This window comes from Weissella sp. ESL1156, from assembly GCF_058505625.1.
The window spans coordinates 44,107-59,728 of record NZ_CP196372.1; the positions used below are offsets into that span (position 1 = coordinate 44,107).

A 15,622-nucleotide genomic window follows, 5' to 3' on the forward strand; every position below is an offset into this window, starting at 1 on the left:
CATTATACTAAAAGGATAAATAGATTCTCAGATGTTTTGCTGATAAGGTTAACAAAATTGGCAAATCAGAAAGGATAGAGGAATGAAGGGATATTACCAACCGGCTGGTTTATTGGGCTGGGTCAATTGGCTTTGGATTTTAATGATTGCGATGTTTGGTCTAATAATGCAATTAGAAGTAACCCATTTAAATGTCTGGACATACGGTGCAGGGGTCATATTCATCATAGTCGCATTACTGACTTATTTCAGACGGCACGCGGCCGTAACAAGTGATGCGTTGTGGATCATGCCAATGTTTGGTGTGCATACAGATAAAATTCATTTTGTTAAAATGTCACACGTTCAATTTACAAAACGAACAGTGTTATTTAGTTATGATGGTGAAAGTTATCATTATTGGATAAATCGACGCTTATTAAACTACTTAAAAGAAGAAATTAAAGGAAAAACAAATGACTGAGGAATCACTAACTATTGTAGACCAGGCAGGCCGTTTGGATAAAGTCATCGCAGAGTCATTGACCGATTATACACGTACACAAATTTCAAAGTGGATTGATGATGGCATTGTCACAGTAAATGGGCATACCAAAAAAGCTAAATATAAAGTGCAAACAGGAGATGTTGTGAAATTTACAGTCCCTGAACCGGTTGTTTTGGATGTCAAACCAGAAAACATCTCGTTAGATATTATTTATGAAGATGATGATTTATTGGTTGTGAATAAACCACAAGGAATGGTGGTCCATCCTGCTGTGGGGCATCCGACTGGTACGTTAGTGAACGCTTTAATGTATCATACAAAATTATCAACGATTAATGGGGTGATTCGACCAGGAATAGTTCATCGTATTGATAAAGACACATCAGGATTATTAATGGTCGCAAAAAATGATAAAGCCCATGAAGCGCTATCTGCTGATTTAAAAGCCAAGAAAAACCTGAGACAATATTATGCTTTGGTTCATGGTGAATTTACCGAAAAGAAAGGTACCATCACTGCACCCCTAGGACGCTCGAAAACAGATCGTAAGAAACAAGCGGTAGTTGCTGGTGGGCGTGAGGCGATAACTCATTTTGAAGTCGTTAAACGATATGTGGGTTATACTTTATTACGCGTCACATTAGAGACCGGACGTACGCATCAAATTCGTGTTCATATGGCCTATATTGGCCATCCAGTTGCTGGTGATCCATTGTATGGTCCGAAAAAAACATTACCTGGTCATGGTCAGTTCTTACATGCAGCAACATTGGGTTTGACACAACCAACTACTCAGGCAGAAATGCGGTTTGAAGCGCCACTACCTGATTACTTTGTCAAAACTTTAGCAACATTGCAACCATATGCAACTGAGAGTAATTGAAAGTACGCAAAGTAGCTAGAACATGCTAAAATAGTTTTAGGTAGAAGAATATAAATAATAATAGCTTTCTTAAAGTAATTCTGTGAAGTTACTAGGAGGTAACGTGAGAAAATAAACCAACAGAGACGTTATCTTTCCTTTTTTGAGGAGGATGATGTCTCTTTTATTGTCAATTATTGTAGATTAACGAGAGAAAAGGGAAAAATTATGTCTAAAGAAATTGTTGATAGTATGGCGATGCAACGTGCACTAACAAGAATTACCTATGAAATCATTGAAAAAAATAAAGGCGTAACAAATCTTGTCATTGTTGGCATTAAAACGCGTGGCGTGTTCATTGGGCAACGTATTGCTGAGCGACTACAACAATTAGAAGGCGCAACTATTCCAGTGATACCACTGGATATTACCCATTATCGTGACGATGATACGCAAATTACTGGGGAAAAATCATCATTTAATGTTGATATCGATAATAAACGGATCATTTTAGTTGATGATGTTTTATTCACAGGTCGCACGATTCGTGCGGCATTAGATGCCATTATGGACAATGGACGCCCAGCAGCCGTTAACTTGGCTGTTTTAGTGGATCGTGGTCATCGTGAATTACCAATTCGCGCAGACTTTGTGGGTAAGAATATTCCAACAGCAACTTCTGAAAAAATTCATGTAAAAATGAAAGAATTTGACGGTATGGATGGCATTGAAATTCGTTAGTTTTTCTACCGTTAGACGGGAAGGAGGGATCGTTTAACGATTCTGTTAAACGAATTCAACGTCATGACAACACGCTATTTAATTTTACAAGACGGTACAGTGTATGCAGGTGAAGCTTTTGGGGCGCCTGCAACCACATTTGGTGAATTAGTATTTAATACTGCCATGACTGGGTACCAAGAAATTATCACAAATCCTATTTATTATAATCAAATTATTATGTTCACGACGCCAACAATTGGTGCTGCAGGCATTAATCATTATGCAGATGAAGCAATCGTGCCAGTTGTGAAGGGCGTGGTTGTTCGTGAAATTGCAGAGATTTCGACGAATCGCTTACAAGCGCTTAGTTTAAATGATTATTTAAAACGGCATAACGTCCCTGGTATTTCACAAATTGATACACGTGCATTAACACGACATTTACGTGAAACAGGGATTCAAAAAGCATCGATTGTTGATCAACCTGATGATCATGCATTTGATCAACTCAGAGCAATGGTATTGACCAATCAACAAATTGCCCAAATTTCAACACCTAAAGCATATGCTAATCCAGGTCGTGGCGCCAATGTGGTCGTATTGGATTTTGGATTGAAAAGTGGCATTTTGCGGATGTTGAGTGATTTTGATGCAAATGTGACAGTATTGCCTTATTCAGCAACTATTGACGAAGTGACAAATTTGGATCCAGATGGGATCGTCATTTCATCAGGCCCAGGTGATCCGAATCAAGTACCGGATACGGCACTTGAAATTATTAGACAATTTGAAAAAAGTGTTCCGTTATTTGGAATTGGACTGGGACATGAATTGTTTGCTATGGCAAATGGTGCTAAGGTGACAGAATTGGCCTCAGCACATCATGGGATGAACCATCCTATTCGCGAGCAAATTACCAAGGATATTATTTTTGCGACGCAGGGACAGGCTTACTATGTTGATTATGAATCAATCAAAGAGACACCGTTGTTTGTGACTCATGTTGATATTACAGATAATCAAATTCAAGGATTACGTCATCGTGACTATCCAGCATTTAGTGTGCAATTTTTTCCAGACGCGGCACCAGGTCCACTAGAAGAAACGCAAGCGTTTACTGAATTTATGGAAATGGTGATGGCACGCCGAGGAGGAGGTACGTTATGGCAGAACGAGTCTTAATTATTGGTGGTTCAGCCAATGATTTTGGTCGAGAAACAGAAGGTGATGTTGCGGCATACCAAGTTGTTGATGTGCTAAAAAAGTATGGTCATGAAGTTGTTATTGTTGATGATAATCCGTATGCTTTTACAAGTGCTCGTCACGATGTTCAAGTAATTGAAAAGGCACTGACGGTCGATAATCTGATTCAAATTATTAATGATGAACATATTACGGCCATGGTTGCATCCGTTGGTGGTTCGACAGCAACGCGATTAGGTGCTGATATCCTCAAATTAATGGGTAATGGTGCGCCAACGGTACTGGGATTGTCATTACCAGTGATGCAGGCAACGCAAAATACAAAAAATTTGCACGAACGACTAACGCAACTGAATATTCCAACAGTACAATCACGTTTAGCAGGTAATGTGCATGAAGTGTTTGATGCGGTACGCGAATTTGGATTACCGGTAGTTATTCGTCCAGTGGCACCCATGGGTCAAACGTTGCGTTTACAAGTGGAAGATACGAACGACTTGGAAAATGCCGCTGAAACAGCATTGAATCGTTCAATTACACATCAAGTTAATATTGATAAAAGTATTCGTGGTTATCAAGAAATTTCAATGTTGGTGATTAGAGATAAACGAGACACGACGATCTTAATAGGTGGTGTTGAGGATATGGATCCTGTGGGCATTCATTCTGCAGATTCAATTGCGATTACACCAATTCAGACACTTCCTGATCCGGTATATCAAAAATTACGGTCAGCGGCCTTTAAAGTTATTCGTGGTTTCGATGTGGTCGGTTTACTAGAAGTTAGATTTGCAGTGGATCCAAAGAATAATGACTATGTGATTACACGTGTAACCCCTTATTTTGATCGTACAGCTGCGTTGTTAGTAGCCGCAACAGGTTACCCTTTGGTACCCGTTGTTATCAGATTAATGTTGGGCGAAAATCTAGAAGATGTACAAACACCAGTCATTGGTGCTAATCATACGGCCTTATTGGAACCAACAATGGATCATATTGTGATTCGTTTTCCAATCTTTTCGTTTGGTGATTTTGAATCAAATGGGGTTAAAACAGAACATCGGCTAAATACTGTTCAAAAGTCTGTGGGGGCAACCATTGGTGTTGGGCGAAGTGTCGAGGAAGCACTTGAAAAAGCGATTCGTGCCGCACATTTTAATAATCGTAATTTTTCACCAACTGTTATGAATGCTTTGACAGAAAATGAAATCATTGAACAATTGATTCATCCGCGAGATAATCGTATTTTTGTACTTTTGGAAGCACTCAGGCGTGGTTATACAGTAGATGAATTAGCAGAGTTGACCAAAATCAATGCTTTTTATTTTTATAAACTTGCACAAATTAATAAGTTAGAAGCCACCGTAAAAAAGAACGCTTGGCAAACTGATGTTTTAAGATTGGCAAAGTATTATGGTTTATCAGATGGCTTGATTGCCCGTTTATGGGATGCACAATATGAAGAAGTTCGTCGTTATCGTTGGGATAACGGGATTTTGCCGACATACAAGGCATTTGAACCGTCTGCCGGTGAATTTGAAGAAGCTGCGAATCAATATTATTCAACATTTGAATCTGAAAATGAAAGTACTCGCCTTGGCAAGCAGTCGGCATTGGTGATTGGATCAGGCGGGTTCCGTTTGGGTGATGGGGCTGCCGCATCATATGTGATGGCCATGGTTGTGCAAGAATTGCAAAGTCAAGGTATTCAGACTGTTTTAATGAATAATAGCCCAACTGACTTGATGTTTATGGCGCAATTAGGACATAAAAAGTATTATGAACCTTTGGAAATTTCTGACGTGATGAATGTCATTGAAATTGAACAGCCGACACAAGTATTTGTGCCTGGTAATCGTATTAAACTAATCAATAGTTTGCGTCGCAATGGGATCAATGTACAAGTAATTGCCAAAGAAAAATACTTACCAAGTAGTAAAACTGATGACTTACCACATACGATTTTGAATTACTTTTATGATGGGCAAACGATTTATTTAATTGGCATGAGTTATCAAAGTAATGAGGGCATCATTTTGGATCAAACGATGATGTCTGAAGAACTTTGGGAAAGATTGCCACGACCACAGATGAATTCTGAAACACCAGGATTGTACCAAATGATTATTAATCAGTTACCGAGTCGTGATGAAAATCCAGCGATGATTGTTCGACCAATGCCGTTTACAATGATTGCGTTTTTAGATAAGGTGACAGGGATTGATTGGTTACGATTAGTCGTACGATATATGTTAAATCGGCAAACATATGCTGAGCAGCAGTTTTTAGCACAGTTGCGCACCTTAAAGTGGCGAGTGCCCAAAGCAGAATTAGTGTACTGGGATGCTGATTTTATTGAACATATGGAAATTGATGAGGTATTGGATAATGGGCGTTATGCAATTGGGGCGACTTACCATATAATTTAAGTATCAATTGTGTTTATATGATAAACTAGACAAGTTGAATTAAAAATTTCAAGAAAGAAGGCACTACCAATGTGGAAAAAAGTGTTAGGCGTACTAGTCGTCATTGCAGTGGCGATTGGATTGGCTGCTTGGGGTATTGGCCCAAAGTCAATCGCGACGACCGATGCAGGTAATGTTTCACAAGCTGAATATTACAAAAAATTAAAAAGTTCTCCTGAAGGACAACAGCAATTGGCAAATATGATTATTCAGAAAGTTTTGAATAAGAAATATGGTGATAAAGTTTCAAAGAAGTCAATTGAGTCACAATTCAAGCAGGCAAAGTCACAATATGGCTCACAATTTTCACAAGTTCTATCACAAAACGGGATGGACGAAGATAGCTTCCGTGATTCATTACGTATCCAAGCGTTAGAAAAGCAAGCAGTAATAGCAAATGAAAATTATTCTACGAAGCAATTACGTAAGGAATACAATGCATACCAACCTAAAGTCAATGTCTCAGTCATCTTAACGTCATCAGAAGATGATGCCAAGAAAGTTATTGATGAACTTGATAAGGGTGGTGATTTTGCAAAATTAGCAAAAGAAAAGTCTACTGATACAAACACCAAAAAGAATGGTGGTAAGATGACAGCATTCGATTCAACAGACACTAATCTTGAGGATGATTTTAAAACAGCTGCCTTTAAGCTTAAGAAAGGTGAGTATACAAAAACGCCGGTTAAGTCAACAGCTTCTAATGGATACTTCATTATTAAGATGAACTCAAAAGAACCGAAAAAGTCATTTAGTGCTTTAAAGTCAAAGATGAAGACAATTCTAGTTAATGAGACGATGTCTGATACAACCAAGGTACAACAAATTGTTGGTGAAGAATTAGGTAAAGCAAATGTGAATATTAAAGATTCAACTTTGCAAAATGTTTTGTCGACCTATACACAAGCCGCTGCAACAGCTAAAGCAGCTAAAAATAGTTCGTCCGCTAAAAGTGCAAAGACTAGTTCAAGTTCATCTGCAAAAAGTTCGAGTGCTAGTTCAAGTTCATCATCTGAGAGTTCAAGTTCATCATCATCAGAATCATCAAGTTCTGAAAGCGGCGAATAGATCATAGTATATAGTAGAAAATGATATATAAGAGTAGAGCAAAAGATATCTGATAGCCAGCGATTGACGTTGATGATGGTCTTTTGACACACATTTAAGGGTTAGACAAAGATTGTCCAACCCTTTTTCTTTTCAAAAATTGCTGAAAGTAATTCGGATTTAAGGTACAATAGTTGATAGATGTAGTAGTTTGTTCGGCTTTTTCCGAAAGAAATAAGAGGATAAAAAAAGATGATTGATCGTTATACACGTCCGGAAATGGGACGTATTTGGTCGCTTGAAAATCAATACCAATCATGGTTAGATGTTGAAATTGCAGCAACAGCAGGATGGGTTGCTGTCGGGCATGTCCCAGCAGCTGATTTATCAGCGATTCGTCAGCATGCCACTTTTGATGTTGACCGTATCGCAGAAATAGAGAAATCAACGCGACATGATGTTGTGGCGTTTACGAGAAATGTTTCAGAATCATTAGGTGAAGAACGTAAATGGATCCATTATGGGTTAACTTCTACTGATGTTGTTGATACAGGGCAGGCTTTACGTTTACGACAAGCTAATCAAGTCATCAAACAAGATTTACAAGATTTACGCAAGATATTAGCAGAACTGGCATTAAAGTATAAAGATACGGTTATGATGGGACGGACACACGGGGTACATGCTGAACCAACGACTTTTGGTTTAAAAATGGCACGCTTTTATCAAGCAGTTGTTCGTAATATCAAACGTTTTGAGACCGTTGCAGCAGCTATTGAAACTGGTAAATTATCAGGTGCTGTGGGGACATTCGCCAATATTCCACCAGAAGTTGAAGAAGTGGCCATGAATGAATTAGGTCTAACGCCACAGCCAATTGGTTCACAGGTTTTGCCACGTGATTTACATGCGGATTATATGACGACTATTGCAATCATTGGTTCAAATTTAGAAGAATTAGCAACTGAAATTCGGAGCTTACAACGTTCAGAAATTCATGAAGTTGAAGAGGGTTTCCGAGGTGGTCAAAAAGGATCATCAGCAATGCCTCATAAACGTAATCCAATTGGTTCAGAAAATATTGTTGGTTTGTCACGGGTGTTACGAGGCTATTCTGTAACGGCACTAGAGAATGTGACTTTATGGCATGAACGTGATATTTCACATTCAAGTGCTGAAAGAATTATTTTGGTAGATGGAACGACTGTTTTGGATTATATGTTGCATCGTATGACCAATATTTTACGTAATTTACAAGTATTTCCAGAAACAATGAAACAAAATATGAAACGAACTTATGGTTTGATCTATTCACAACGTCTATTGTTAAAATTGGTTGATGCTGGCCTATCACGAGAAACAGCATATGATACGGTACAGCCATTGACAGCAAAATCGTGGGATGAGCAAGTACAATTCCGTGATTTGGTAGAAGCCAATGACACGATTAAAAAATATCTGACACCGGCTGATATTGATGATGCGTTTGATTATCATTGGCATTTAAAACATGTGGATGATATTTATAAACGTCTTGGTTTGCTTTAATATTTATTCATTATTTTGTCGTGCTGTTTAGCGTTATATTTAACTTCATTTTGATGTTATTTTTAATAACTTTGAAATAGGGCGTATTGATTGCATCTTTATTAAATATCAGTTATGATATAGGTAATTTCAAATACGGGGGGATTTTACTTATGGCAATTGAAGATAGTGTAAAAGGTAAGGTAGATGAAGTTTCTGGTAAAGCGAAAGAAGTTACTGGTGCTGCAACTGATGATGAGCAGTTAGAAGCAAAGGGCAAAGCACAAGGATTAGCTGGTAAAGCGCGTGGTGCTTTTGGTGAAGCCAAAGACAAGATTGAGGATGCAGCAGAAGATTTGAAGGAAAAAGCTGAAGATGTCGTTGATGATGTTAAAGCGAAGTTTAAAAAGTAATGTCATTGTAGATGTCATGAAGCATTTCTTTGACAACGAAACAATATGAAAGTAATTTTTGTAAAATGGCTGGTACTTGACGAAAGAAGTCGATAGGTACTGGTTTTTTTTTATTCTCAGCAATTGCCATAATCTTTATAAAAAGTTAGATAAATGGCGCAAATGTGTGTAATAAGTTGACAATTATTCAAAAAAGCAATAATATTTGAATATCGAATATTTCGATGTTCGAAATAAATTTTGGAAGGAGCACAACTGTGGCAGTTCTATCTACGACAGAAATTATGGATTTAATTCCAAATCGTTATCCCATTTTATATATGGATTATGTTGATGAGATGACACCTGGAGAATCATTGATTGCAACAAAAAATGTGACAATTAACGAGCAATTTTTCCAAGGACATTTCCCAGGTAATCCAGTGATGCCAGGTGTGTTAATTATTGAATCATTAGCACAAGCAGCTTCAATTTTGATTTTATCATCACCTCAATTTGTTGGTAAAACAGCTTATATGACGGGTATTGATAATGCAAAGTTTAAGAGAATGGTTAAACCAGGTGATACAGTAAAGTTACATGTTGCGTTTGGTAACTTACGTGAAAACATGGGTACAGTTAGTGTTAAAGCAGTCGTTGATGGTAAATTAGCGACAAGTGCTGAACTAATGTTTGTCGTTTCACCTGAAGAAAAGTCAATTAGTGACACGGAGAAATAAGTATGACCGCACATGAAGAGGATTCTTTTGAACAAATGAATGAATCATTAGTAGATGTCTTCAATAATGTTATGTGGATTGAAGAAGCTTCATTGCGGAAATCACGATTTAAAGATATTTCCATTAAGGACGTTCATACCATCGCAGCAATATCGATGTATGAAACACGAACCGCATCTCAGTTATCACAAACGATGCATCTGACACCAAGTGCCATGACTAGTGTCATTGATAAGCTTGAGAAAAAAGGTTACGCAGTTCGAAATCGGGATACGAAAGATCGGCGTGTTGTCCATATTGGTTTAACACATAAAGGTCGCACAGTTTTCCGTGTCCATGATGCATTTCATCGTGGCATGACGCATTCATTGTTTGATTCATTAGAAGAAGGCGAAGCACCCGTGGTTAAAAAAGCCGTCCGTGATTTGCAAGAATATCTTCGTGAGCTAATACAGTTTTAATTGAGGACGATATGGAACAATTTACAATTGTTGAGTCTGCCCACGTGGTACCTGAACGAGTAGTAACAAATGATGAATTAGCAACTTTTATGGATACATCTGATGAGTGGATTTATCCACGTACAGGTATTCATCAACGGCACATTGTTTCAAACGAAAACACAAGTGATCTTGCAACAATAGTTGCACAAAAATTACTTGAGCAGGCAGAAATGACAGCGGATCAATTAGATTTTATTATTGTTGGTACGATGTCACCAGACTATTTAACGCCAAGTGTGGCACAACTTGTTCAAGGGCGAATCAAAGCAAGTCACGCATTTGCCTTTGATGTGTCAGCCGCATGCTCAGGATTTGTTTACACAATGAGCATGGCTAGTAAATTATTAGCGACTAAGTATCAGTGTGGTTTAGTGATTGGTGCTGAAGTGCTTAGTAAATTACTAGATTGGGAAGACCGATCAACGGCTGTGCTTTTTGGTGACGGTGCATCGGGTGTATTATTACGAAAAATAAATACACCGGTTGGGTTAATGGCTGAATCATTAAAGACATATGGTGATCAGTCAGAATTCTTAACAGCTGGTCGTCAACGTAACGGTAATTATTTTGCTGGTGATTTAGTTGCAATGGATCCTTACTTCCATATGAATGGACGTGAAGTTTACAATTTTGCAACTCGTCAGGTACCTGTGGTTCTATCCGAAGCGCTAGAAAAAGCAAAGTTAACAGCTGATGATATTGATGTGTATCTATTGCATCAAGCAAATGCTCGTATTATTGCAAGTATTGCAAAAAGATTTGGACAACCGCTTGAGAAATTCCCAATCAATGTTGCAAATTATGGTAATACAAGTGCTGCAAGTATTGGTATTTTACTAGATGAATTACGAACAGCAGGTCATATTCATTCAGGTCAAAAGATTGCAATGGCTGGTTTTGGGGGTGGCTTAACAGCAGGTGCACTCATTATCCAACTATAAAATAAATAACAATTAATTATTAATCAAAGAAAAAGAGGAAAATAACATGACTGAAACAGAAATTTTTAACAAAGTAAGCGAAATCTTGGTAGACCAATTCGATTTGGAAGATGATGAAATTAAGTTAACAACAAACTTGAGTGAAGACATTGATGCTGATTCATTAGATTTATTTGAAGTTTTGAATCGTGTTGAAGACGAATTTGATATTAAGTTGGCTGTTGCAGAAGAAATTCAAACTGTACAAGATTTGGTAAACAAGGTTGCAGAACAAGTAAACGCCTAAGTAGTCGACGTAGTTAGAAGGGACGATATTATGAGCTTTAAGCTAAATAATCCACTGTTTGAAAAGTTGGGCATGAAATATCCTATTATCCAAGGTGGTATGGCTTGGGCTGGTACGGGTCACTTGGCTGGATCCGTTTCAGAAGCTGGTGGATTAGGCATTATCGGAACTGGATATTGGAAGGCTGACAAAGTCCGTGAAGAGATTCATCGGGCACGCGAAGTAACAGACAAGCCATTTGGTGTGAATGTTATGTTGTTGTCACGTCATATTCGTGAAGTATTTGATGTCATTATTGAAGAAGGTGTTAAGGTTGTTGCTACTGGAGCAGGAGACCCATCACCATTCATTGATGAATTACATGAGCATGATATTTTCGTCATTCCTGTTATTCCATCAGTTGGCCTTGCTAAAATGATGGAAAAGAAGGGGGTCGATGCTGTTGTTGCTGAAGGAATGGAATCTGGTGGTCACATCGGTAGTTTAACGACCATGACTCTTGTACCGCAAGTTGTTGACGCTGTCAATATTCCAGTCATTGCAGCCGGTGGTATTGGTGATGGACGTGGTGTTGCTGCTGCGTTTATGCTTGGTGCTTCAGGTGTACAAATGGGAACACGTTTCCTTGCCTCTGAGGAATCAGAAGTTCATGAAAATTTTAAAAATGCTGTTTTAAAAGCAAAAGACATTGATACGTTAGTGACTGGTGAAATTATGGGTAATCGTGCCCGCGTACTGAAGACCAAGATGTCAAAGAATTTTGTTAAGCAAGAACGTATTGAAATTCAAAAACCAAAGCCAGATGCTGATGCCATTGAAGATTTAGAAAATGGGTCACTTCGTCGTGCTGTCATTGATGGTGACAAGACGACAGGTGCCTTTATGGCAGGTCAAATTTCAGGATTAATTACTGAGTTAAAGCCAGTCGCACAAATACTAGAAGATACTTGGTCACAAGCAGAAGAACTTTTAAACTAACAATTTTGGAGGACATATGAAACTTGGCATTTTAATGAGCGGTCAAGGGGCTCAAAAAGTTGGCATGGGTGCTGATTTGTATGAGCAAGTGCCCGCTTATAAAGAGACCATTGACGAAGCTAGTCATGTACTAGGTTATGACATCATGTCGACCATTGTTAATGATGAAGCAAATGTGACACAGACAAAGTATACTCAGCCTGCAATTTTGGCAATGAGTACAGGTATTTATCGCTCACTAGCAGATGTTATGCCAACACCACAAGCCACACTTGGCTTGAGCCTTGGTGAATATAGTGCGCTAGTTGCAGCAAACGTATTAAACTTTGATCAAGCTATGCGGATTATCAAAGACCGTGGTGCCTATATGCAACAAGCTGGTGACAATAATCCAGGTAAGATGGTTGCAGTAATGACTGATGACCAAGATTTGGTTGTGGCAACGGTTAAAAAGTTGCAAGCTGCTGGAAAGCGTGTCTATCCAGCAAATTACAATACATTTAATCAACTGGTGATTGGTGGCGTTGGTGCTGATGTTGATGAAGCAATCGTAGCATTGAAAGAGGCAGGAATTGCGCGTTTAATTGAACTACCAGTTTCAGGACCTTTCCATACACCACTGATGCAATCAGCTGCTGATCAGTTGACAGTGCGTTTGGCAGAAGAAAACTTTGCGCCAATGGCGTTTGATGTTTATTCAAATACGACTGGCAAAAAGTTTGATGATGTGAAAGCGACTTTGTTACAGCAGATTGTTTCACCAACTTATTTTGCACAGGCATTACAAGCAATGGTGGATGATGGTGTTGATACATTAATTGAATTTGGACCAAGTGATACCTTATATAAGTTTGCCCGCAAAATTGTTGGTAAAGATATTAAGCGTTACAAGGTTACTAATTTTAAAACTTATCAAGAAGTTCGTGAAATGCTAGCAGCAGAATAGGAGACGAAGTAATGAATCTCGAAGGGAAAACAGTATTAATCACAGGATCAACTCGTGGCATTGGTTTAGCAATCGCGCACGCTTTTGATGATGCCGGTGCACGTGTTATTTTGCATGGTCGCTCGGCACCAAAGGCCGAAATATTAGCTGAATTTAGTGATGATACAATGGCGATTACAGCAGATATTGCCGATGATGATAGTGTTCAAAAAGCATTAGATGGTTTATTTGCTGAAATTAAAGGTATTGATATCTTAGTTAATAATGCTGGCATTGTGAATGATAAACTGGCAATGGGGATGAAAGCAGCTGATTTTGCACAGGTTGTTAATACTAACTTAAATGGGACATTCAATGTAACGCAACCTGTTTTTAAGAAGATGTTGCGTGCCCGAACTGGACAGATTATTAACATTGCTTCGGTTGTCGGACTAATGGGGAACGTTGGTCAGGCTAACTATGCTGCATCAAAAGCTGGGATTATCGGCTTAACAAAGACATTAGCAAAAGAAGGTGCCATGCGTGGTATTCGTGTGAATGCGATTGCACCGGGTATGATTGTCTCAGACATGACTAATGCCTTATCAGATAAAGTGAAAAATCAAGTACTGGAAGCAGTACCATTAAAACGTTTTGGTGAAGCAACTGAAATTGCAAATACAGCTGTTTTCTTGGCTCAAAACGATTACATTACCGGCCAGACAGTTACGGTCGATGGTGGTTTATATATTTAAGCAAACTGTACGTGCGGTTTTGCACTTATTTATTTTTACTTACTTTTTTCGTACGTATGAATTTGCTAAAACATAAAGGAGAACAAGATGACACGAGTTGTTATTACAGGTTTAGGGGCAGTAACCCCTGTTGGAAATAGTACTGAAGATTTTTGGAACGGTATTTTTAACAGTGAAGTTGGTATTGCACCAATTACAAAATTTGACGCAACTGAGACAGGTGTAACGGTTGCTGGTGAGGTAAAGGACTTTGATCCAGCTGCCCGTGTTGGTAAGCGTGAATCACGTAAAATGGATTTGTTTTCACAGTATGCTGTCCATGCTGCAGGTGAAGCTTTGGAACAAGCTGGTTTAGCTGATGGGGTTGATAATCCTGATCGCTTTGGTGTCATTATGGGAACTGGAATCGGTGGTTTAACAACGATTGAACAACAAGTTATCAAAATGCACGACAAGGGTCCACAACGTGTCAGTCCAATGTTTGTACCCAATGCGATTCCAAACATGGTTTCAGGTAATGTTTCAATGCGTTATGGTGCAAAGGGTGTTAATTACACAGTATCTACTGCTTGTGCTAGTGCAACCAATGCGATTGGTGAAGCTTTCTGGCGTATCCAATCTGGTAAGATGGATGTCATGATTACTGGTGGTGCAGAAGCTTCTGTTAATGAAATGGGAATTTCTGGTTTCGCGGCTTTGACTGCTTTGTCAAAGGAAACGGATCCTTTGAAAGCATCAACGCCATTTGATGTTAACCGTCATGGCTTTGTCATGGGTGAAGGGTCAGGTGTTTTGATACTAGAATCTCTAGAACATGCACAAGCACGTGGCGCTAATATTATTGCAGAAATTGTTGGTTATGGTTCAAATTCCGATGCATACCACCTCACTAGTCCAACACCTGATGGTTCAGGACCTGCTGGTTCAGTAAAGTTAGCCTTGGCCGATGCTGGTATTGAAGCTGGTGACATTGATTATGTTAATGCTCATGGAACTGCAACTGGTGCTAATGATGCCGCTGAATCAAAGGCAATGGAATTGGTCTTTGGTAAGAATGGTGTCTTGGTATCATCAACTAAGGGTATGACGGGACACTTATTAGGAGCTGCTGGAGCAATTGAGGCAATTGCTGCCATTGGTGCGATTGTTCGTGAACAATTACCAGTTAACGTTGGTCTAACGGAACAAGATCCTGAGACTGCTGGTGTCACACTAGTCAATGATGAAAACAAGCATGTTGCACCAAACTATGTGTTATCAGCTAACTATGGTTTCGGTGGTCATAATGCAGTTGTTATATTTAAGAAGTGGAGTGAGAATTAATGGCTTTGCAATTAGATGAAATTCGAACTTTGATGCAGGATCTGGAAAAAAGTTCATTGCGTGAATTTTCGTTGCAATCTGAGAATTTTAGTTTACATTTGAGTAAAAATGAAGTGTCACAACCAATTGTTACAGCTGCACAACCAGTTGTGGCAGAACCAGTAACGATACCTGAAAAGAAAACGGCTGAAGGTACGGCTAATCTGGGAACTGATAACAGTGTCTTAGTTGAAGCACCTTTAGTTGGAACAGTTTACTTGAAACCAAAGCCTGATGCAGCACCTTTTAAAGAGGTTGGTGATCATGTGAGTGTTGGTGAACAAGTTGCGATTATTGAAGCAATGAAATTAATGACACCTGTAAAGAGTGAAGTAGCAGGAACGATTAAGGAAATCTTGGTTGAAGAGGAAGATGTTGTTGACTATGGTCATGCATTGTTCCGTGTCCAACCAGATGCTTAGG

Annotated in this window: 17 protein-coding genes; all 17 read left to right on the plus strand. The window is 38.8% G+C overall.

From position 1 onward, the window contains the following. Positions 1-82 precede the first annotated feature (82 nt). The 17 genes from ACSKY2_RS00295 (at position 83) to accB (ending at position 15,621) form a co-directional block, all read left to right on the plus strand. Positions 83-463 (plus strand): EbsA family protein, encoded by a 381-nt coding sequence (locus ACSKY2_RS00295; protein ID WP_489877671.1) that lies wholly within the window; start codon positions 83-85, stop codon positions 461-463. Further along, positions 456-1,370 carry an RluA family pseudouridine synthase gene (locus ACSKY2_RS00300; RefSeq protein ID WP_489877672.1) on the plus strand — a complete coding sequence of 305 codons (915 nt, stop codon included), beginning with the start codon at positions 456-458 and terminating at the stop codon, positions 1,368-1,370. Before ACSKY2_RS00295 ends, ACSKY2_RS00300 begins: the two co-directional genes overlap by 8 nt. A gap of 207 nt (positions 1,371-1,577) precedes the next feature. Continuing rightward, positions 1,578-2,090 (plus strand): bifunctional pyr operon transcriptional regulator/uracil phosphoribosyltransferase PyrR, encoded by a 513-nt coding sequence (pyrR, locus tag ACSKY2_RS00305; RefSeq protein ID WP_489877673.1) that lies wholly within the window; start codon positions 1,578-1,580, stop codon positions 2,088-2,090. A gap of 63 nt (positions 2,091-2,153) precedes the next feature. Then, positions 2,154-3,254, plus strand: coding sequence for a carbamoyl phosphate synthase small subunit (locus ACSKY2_RS00310; RefSeq protein WP_489839907.1), 1,101 nt, complete (start codon positions 2,154-2,156; stop codon positions 3,252-3,254). Then, entirely contained in the window at positions 3,236-5,704 is a 2,469-nt protein-coding gene (locus ACSKY2_RS00315) for an ATP-binding protein (protein ID WP_489877674.1), read from the plus strand. Before ACSKY2_RS00310 ends, ACSKY2_RS00315 begins: the two co-directional genes overlap by 19 nt. A 69-nt stretch (positions 5,705-5,773) precedes the next feature. Then, entirely contained in the window at positions 5,774-6,811 is a 1,038-nt protein-coding gene (locus ACSKY2_RS00320) for a peptidylprolyl isomerase (protein ID WP_489877675.1), read from the plus strand. 231 nt (positions 6,812-7,042) lie between these two features. Then, positions 7,043-8,338, plus strand: coding sequence for an adenylosuccinate lyase (gene purB, locus ACSKY2_RS00325; RefSeq protein WP_489877676.1), 1,296 nt, complete (start codon positions 7,043-7,045; stop codon positions 8,336-8,338). Positions 8,339-8,490: 152 nt separating this feature from the next. Beyond that, positions 8,491-8,730: a CsbD family protein gene (locus ACSKY2_RS00330; protein ID WP_489877677.1), complete on the plus strand. Its 240-nt coding sequence runs from the start codon at positions 8,491-8,493 to the stop codon at positions 8,728-8,730. Positions 8,731-8,987: 257 nt separating this feature from the next. Beyond that, a complete protein-coding gene (gene fabZ, locus ACSKY2_RS00335; RefSeq protein WP_489839902.1) occupies positions 8,988-9,449 on the plus strand; it encodes a 3-hydroxyacyl-ACP dehydratase FabZ in 462 nt (153 codons plus the stop codon). A 2-nt stretch (positions 9,450-9,451) separates the two neighbouring features. Continuing rightward, the gene (locus ACSKY2_RS00340) at positions 9,452-9,910 is read left to right on the plus strand and encodes a MarR family winged helix-turn-helix transcriptional regulator (protein WP_489877679.1); all 459 of its coding nucleotides are present in this window, start codon (positions 9,452-9,454) and stop codon (positions 9,908-9,910) included. Positions 9,911-9,921: 11 nt separating this feature from the next. Further along, a complete protein-coding gene (locus ACSKY2_RS00345; RefSeq protein ID WP_489877680.1) occupies positions 9,922-10,893 on the plus strand; it encodes a beta-ketoacyl-ACP synthase III in 972 nt (323 codons plus the stop codon). 46 nt (positions 10,894-10,939) lie between these two features. After that, positions 10,940-11,179, plus strand: a complete 240-nt coding sequence (locus ACSKY2_RS00350; protein ID WP_075269310.1) for an acyl carrier protein — start codon at positions 10,940-10,942, stop codon at positions 11,177-11,179. A 30-nt stretch (positions 11,180-11,209) separates the two neighbouring features. Further along, a complete protein-coding gene (locus ACSKY2_RS00355; protein ID WP_489877681.1) occupies positions 11,210-12,157 on the plus strand; it encodes a DUF561 domain-containing protein in 948 nt (315 codons plus the stop codon). 16 nt (positions 12,158-12,173) lie between these two features. Then, positions 12,174-13,103: an ACP S-malonyltransferase gene (locus ACSKY2_RS00360; RefSeq protein ID WP_489877682.1), complete on the plus strand. Its 930-nt coding sequence runs from the start codon at positions 12,174-12,176 to the stop codon at positions 13,101-13,103. 11 nt (positions 13,104-13,114) lie between these two features. Then, entirely contained in the window at positions 13,115-13,837 is a 723-nt protein-coding gene (locus ACSKY2_RS00365; protein ID WP_489877683.1) for a 3-oxoacyl-ACP reductase family protein, read from the plus strand. Between the two features lie 87 nt (positions 13,838-13,924). Continuing rightward, entirely contained in the window at positions 13,925-15,160 is a 1,236-nt protein-coding gene (gene fabF / locus ACSKY2_RS00370; protein WP_489839896.1) for a beta-ketoacyl-ACP synthase II, read from the plus strand. Continuing rightward, a complete protein-coding gene (accB, locus tag ACSKY2_RS00375) occupies positions 15,160-15,621 on the plus strand; it encodes an acetyl-CoA carboxylase biotin carboxyl carrier protein (RefSeq protein WP_489877684.1) in 462 nt (153 codons plus the stop codon). The genes fabF and accB overlap by 1 nt, the downstream gene beginning before the upstream one ends. The last annotated feature ends 1 nt before the right edge of the window (position 15,622 follow it).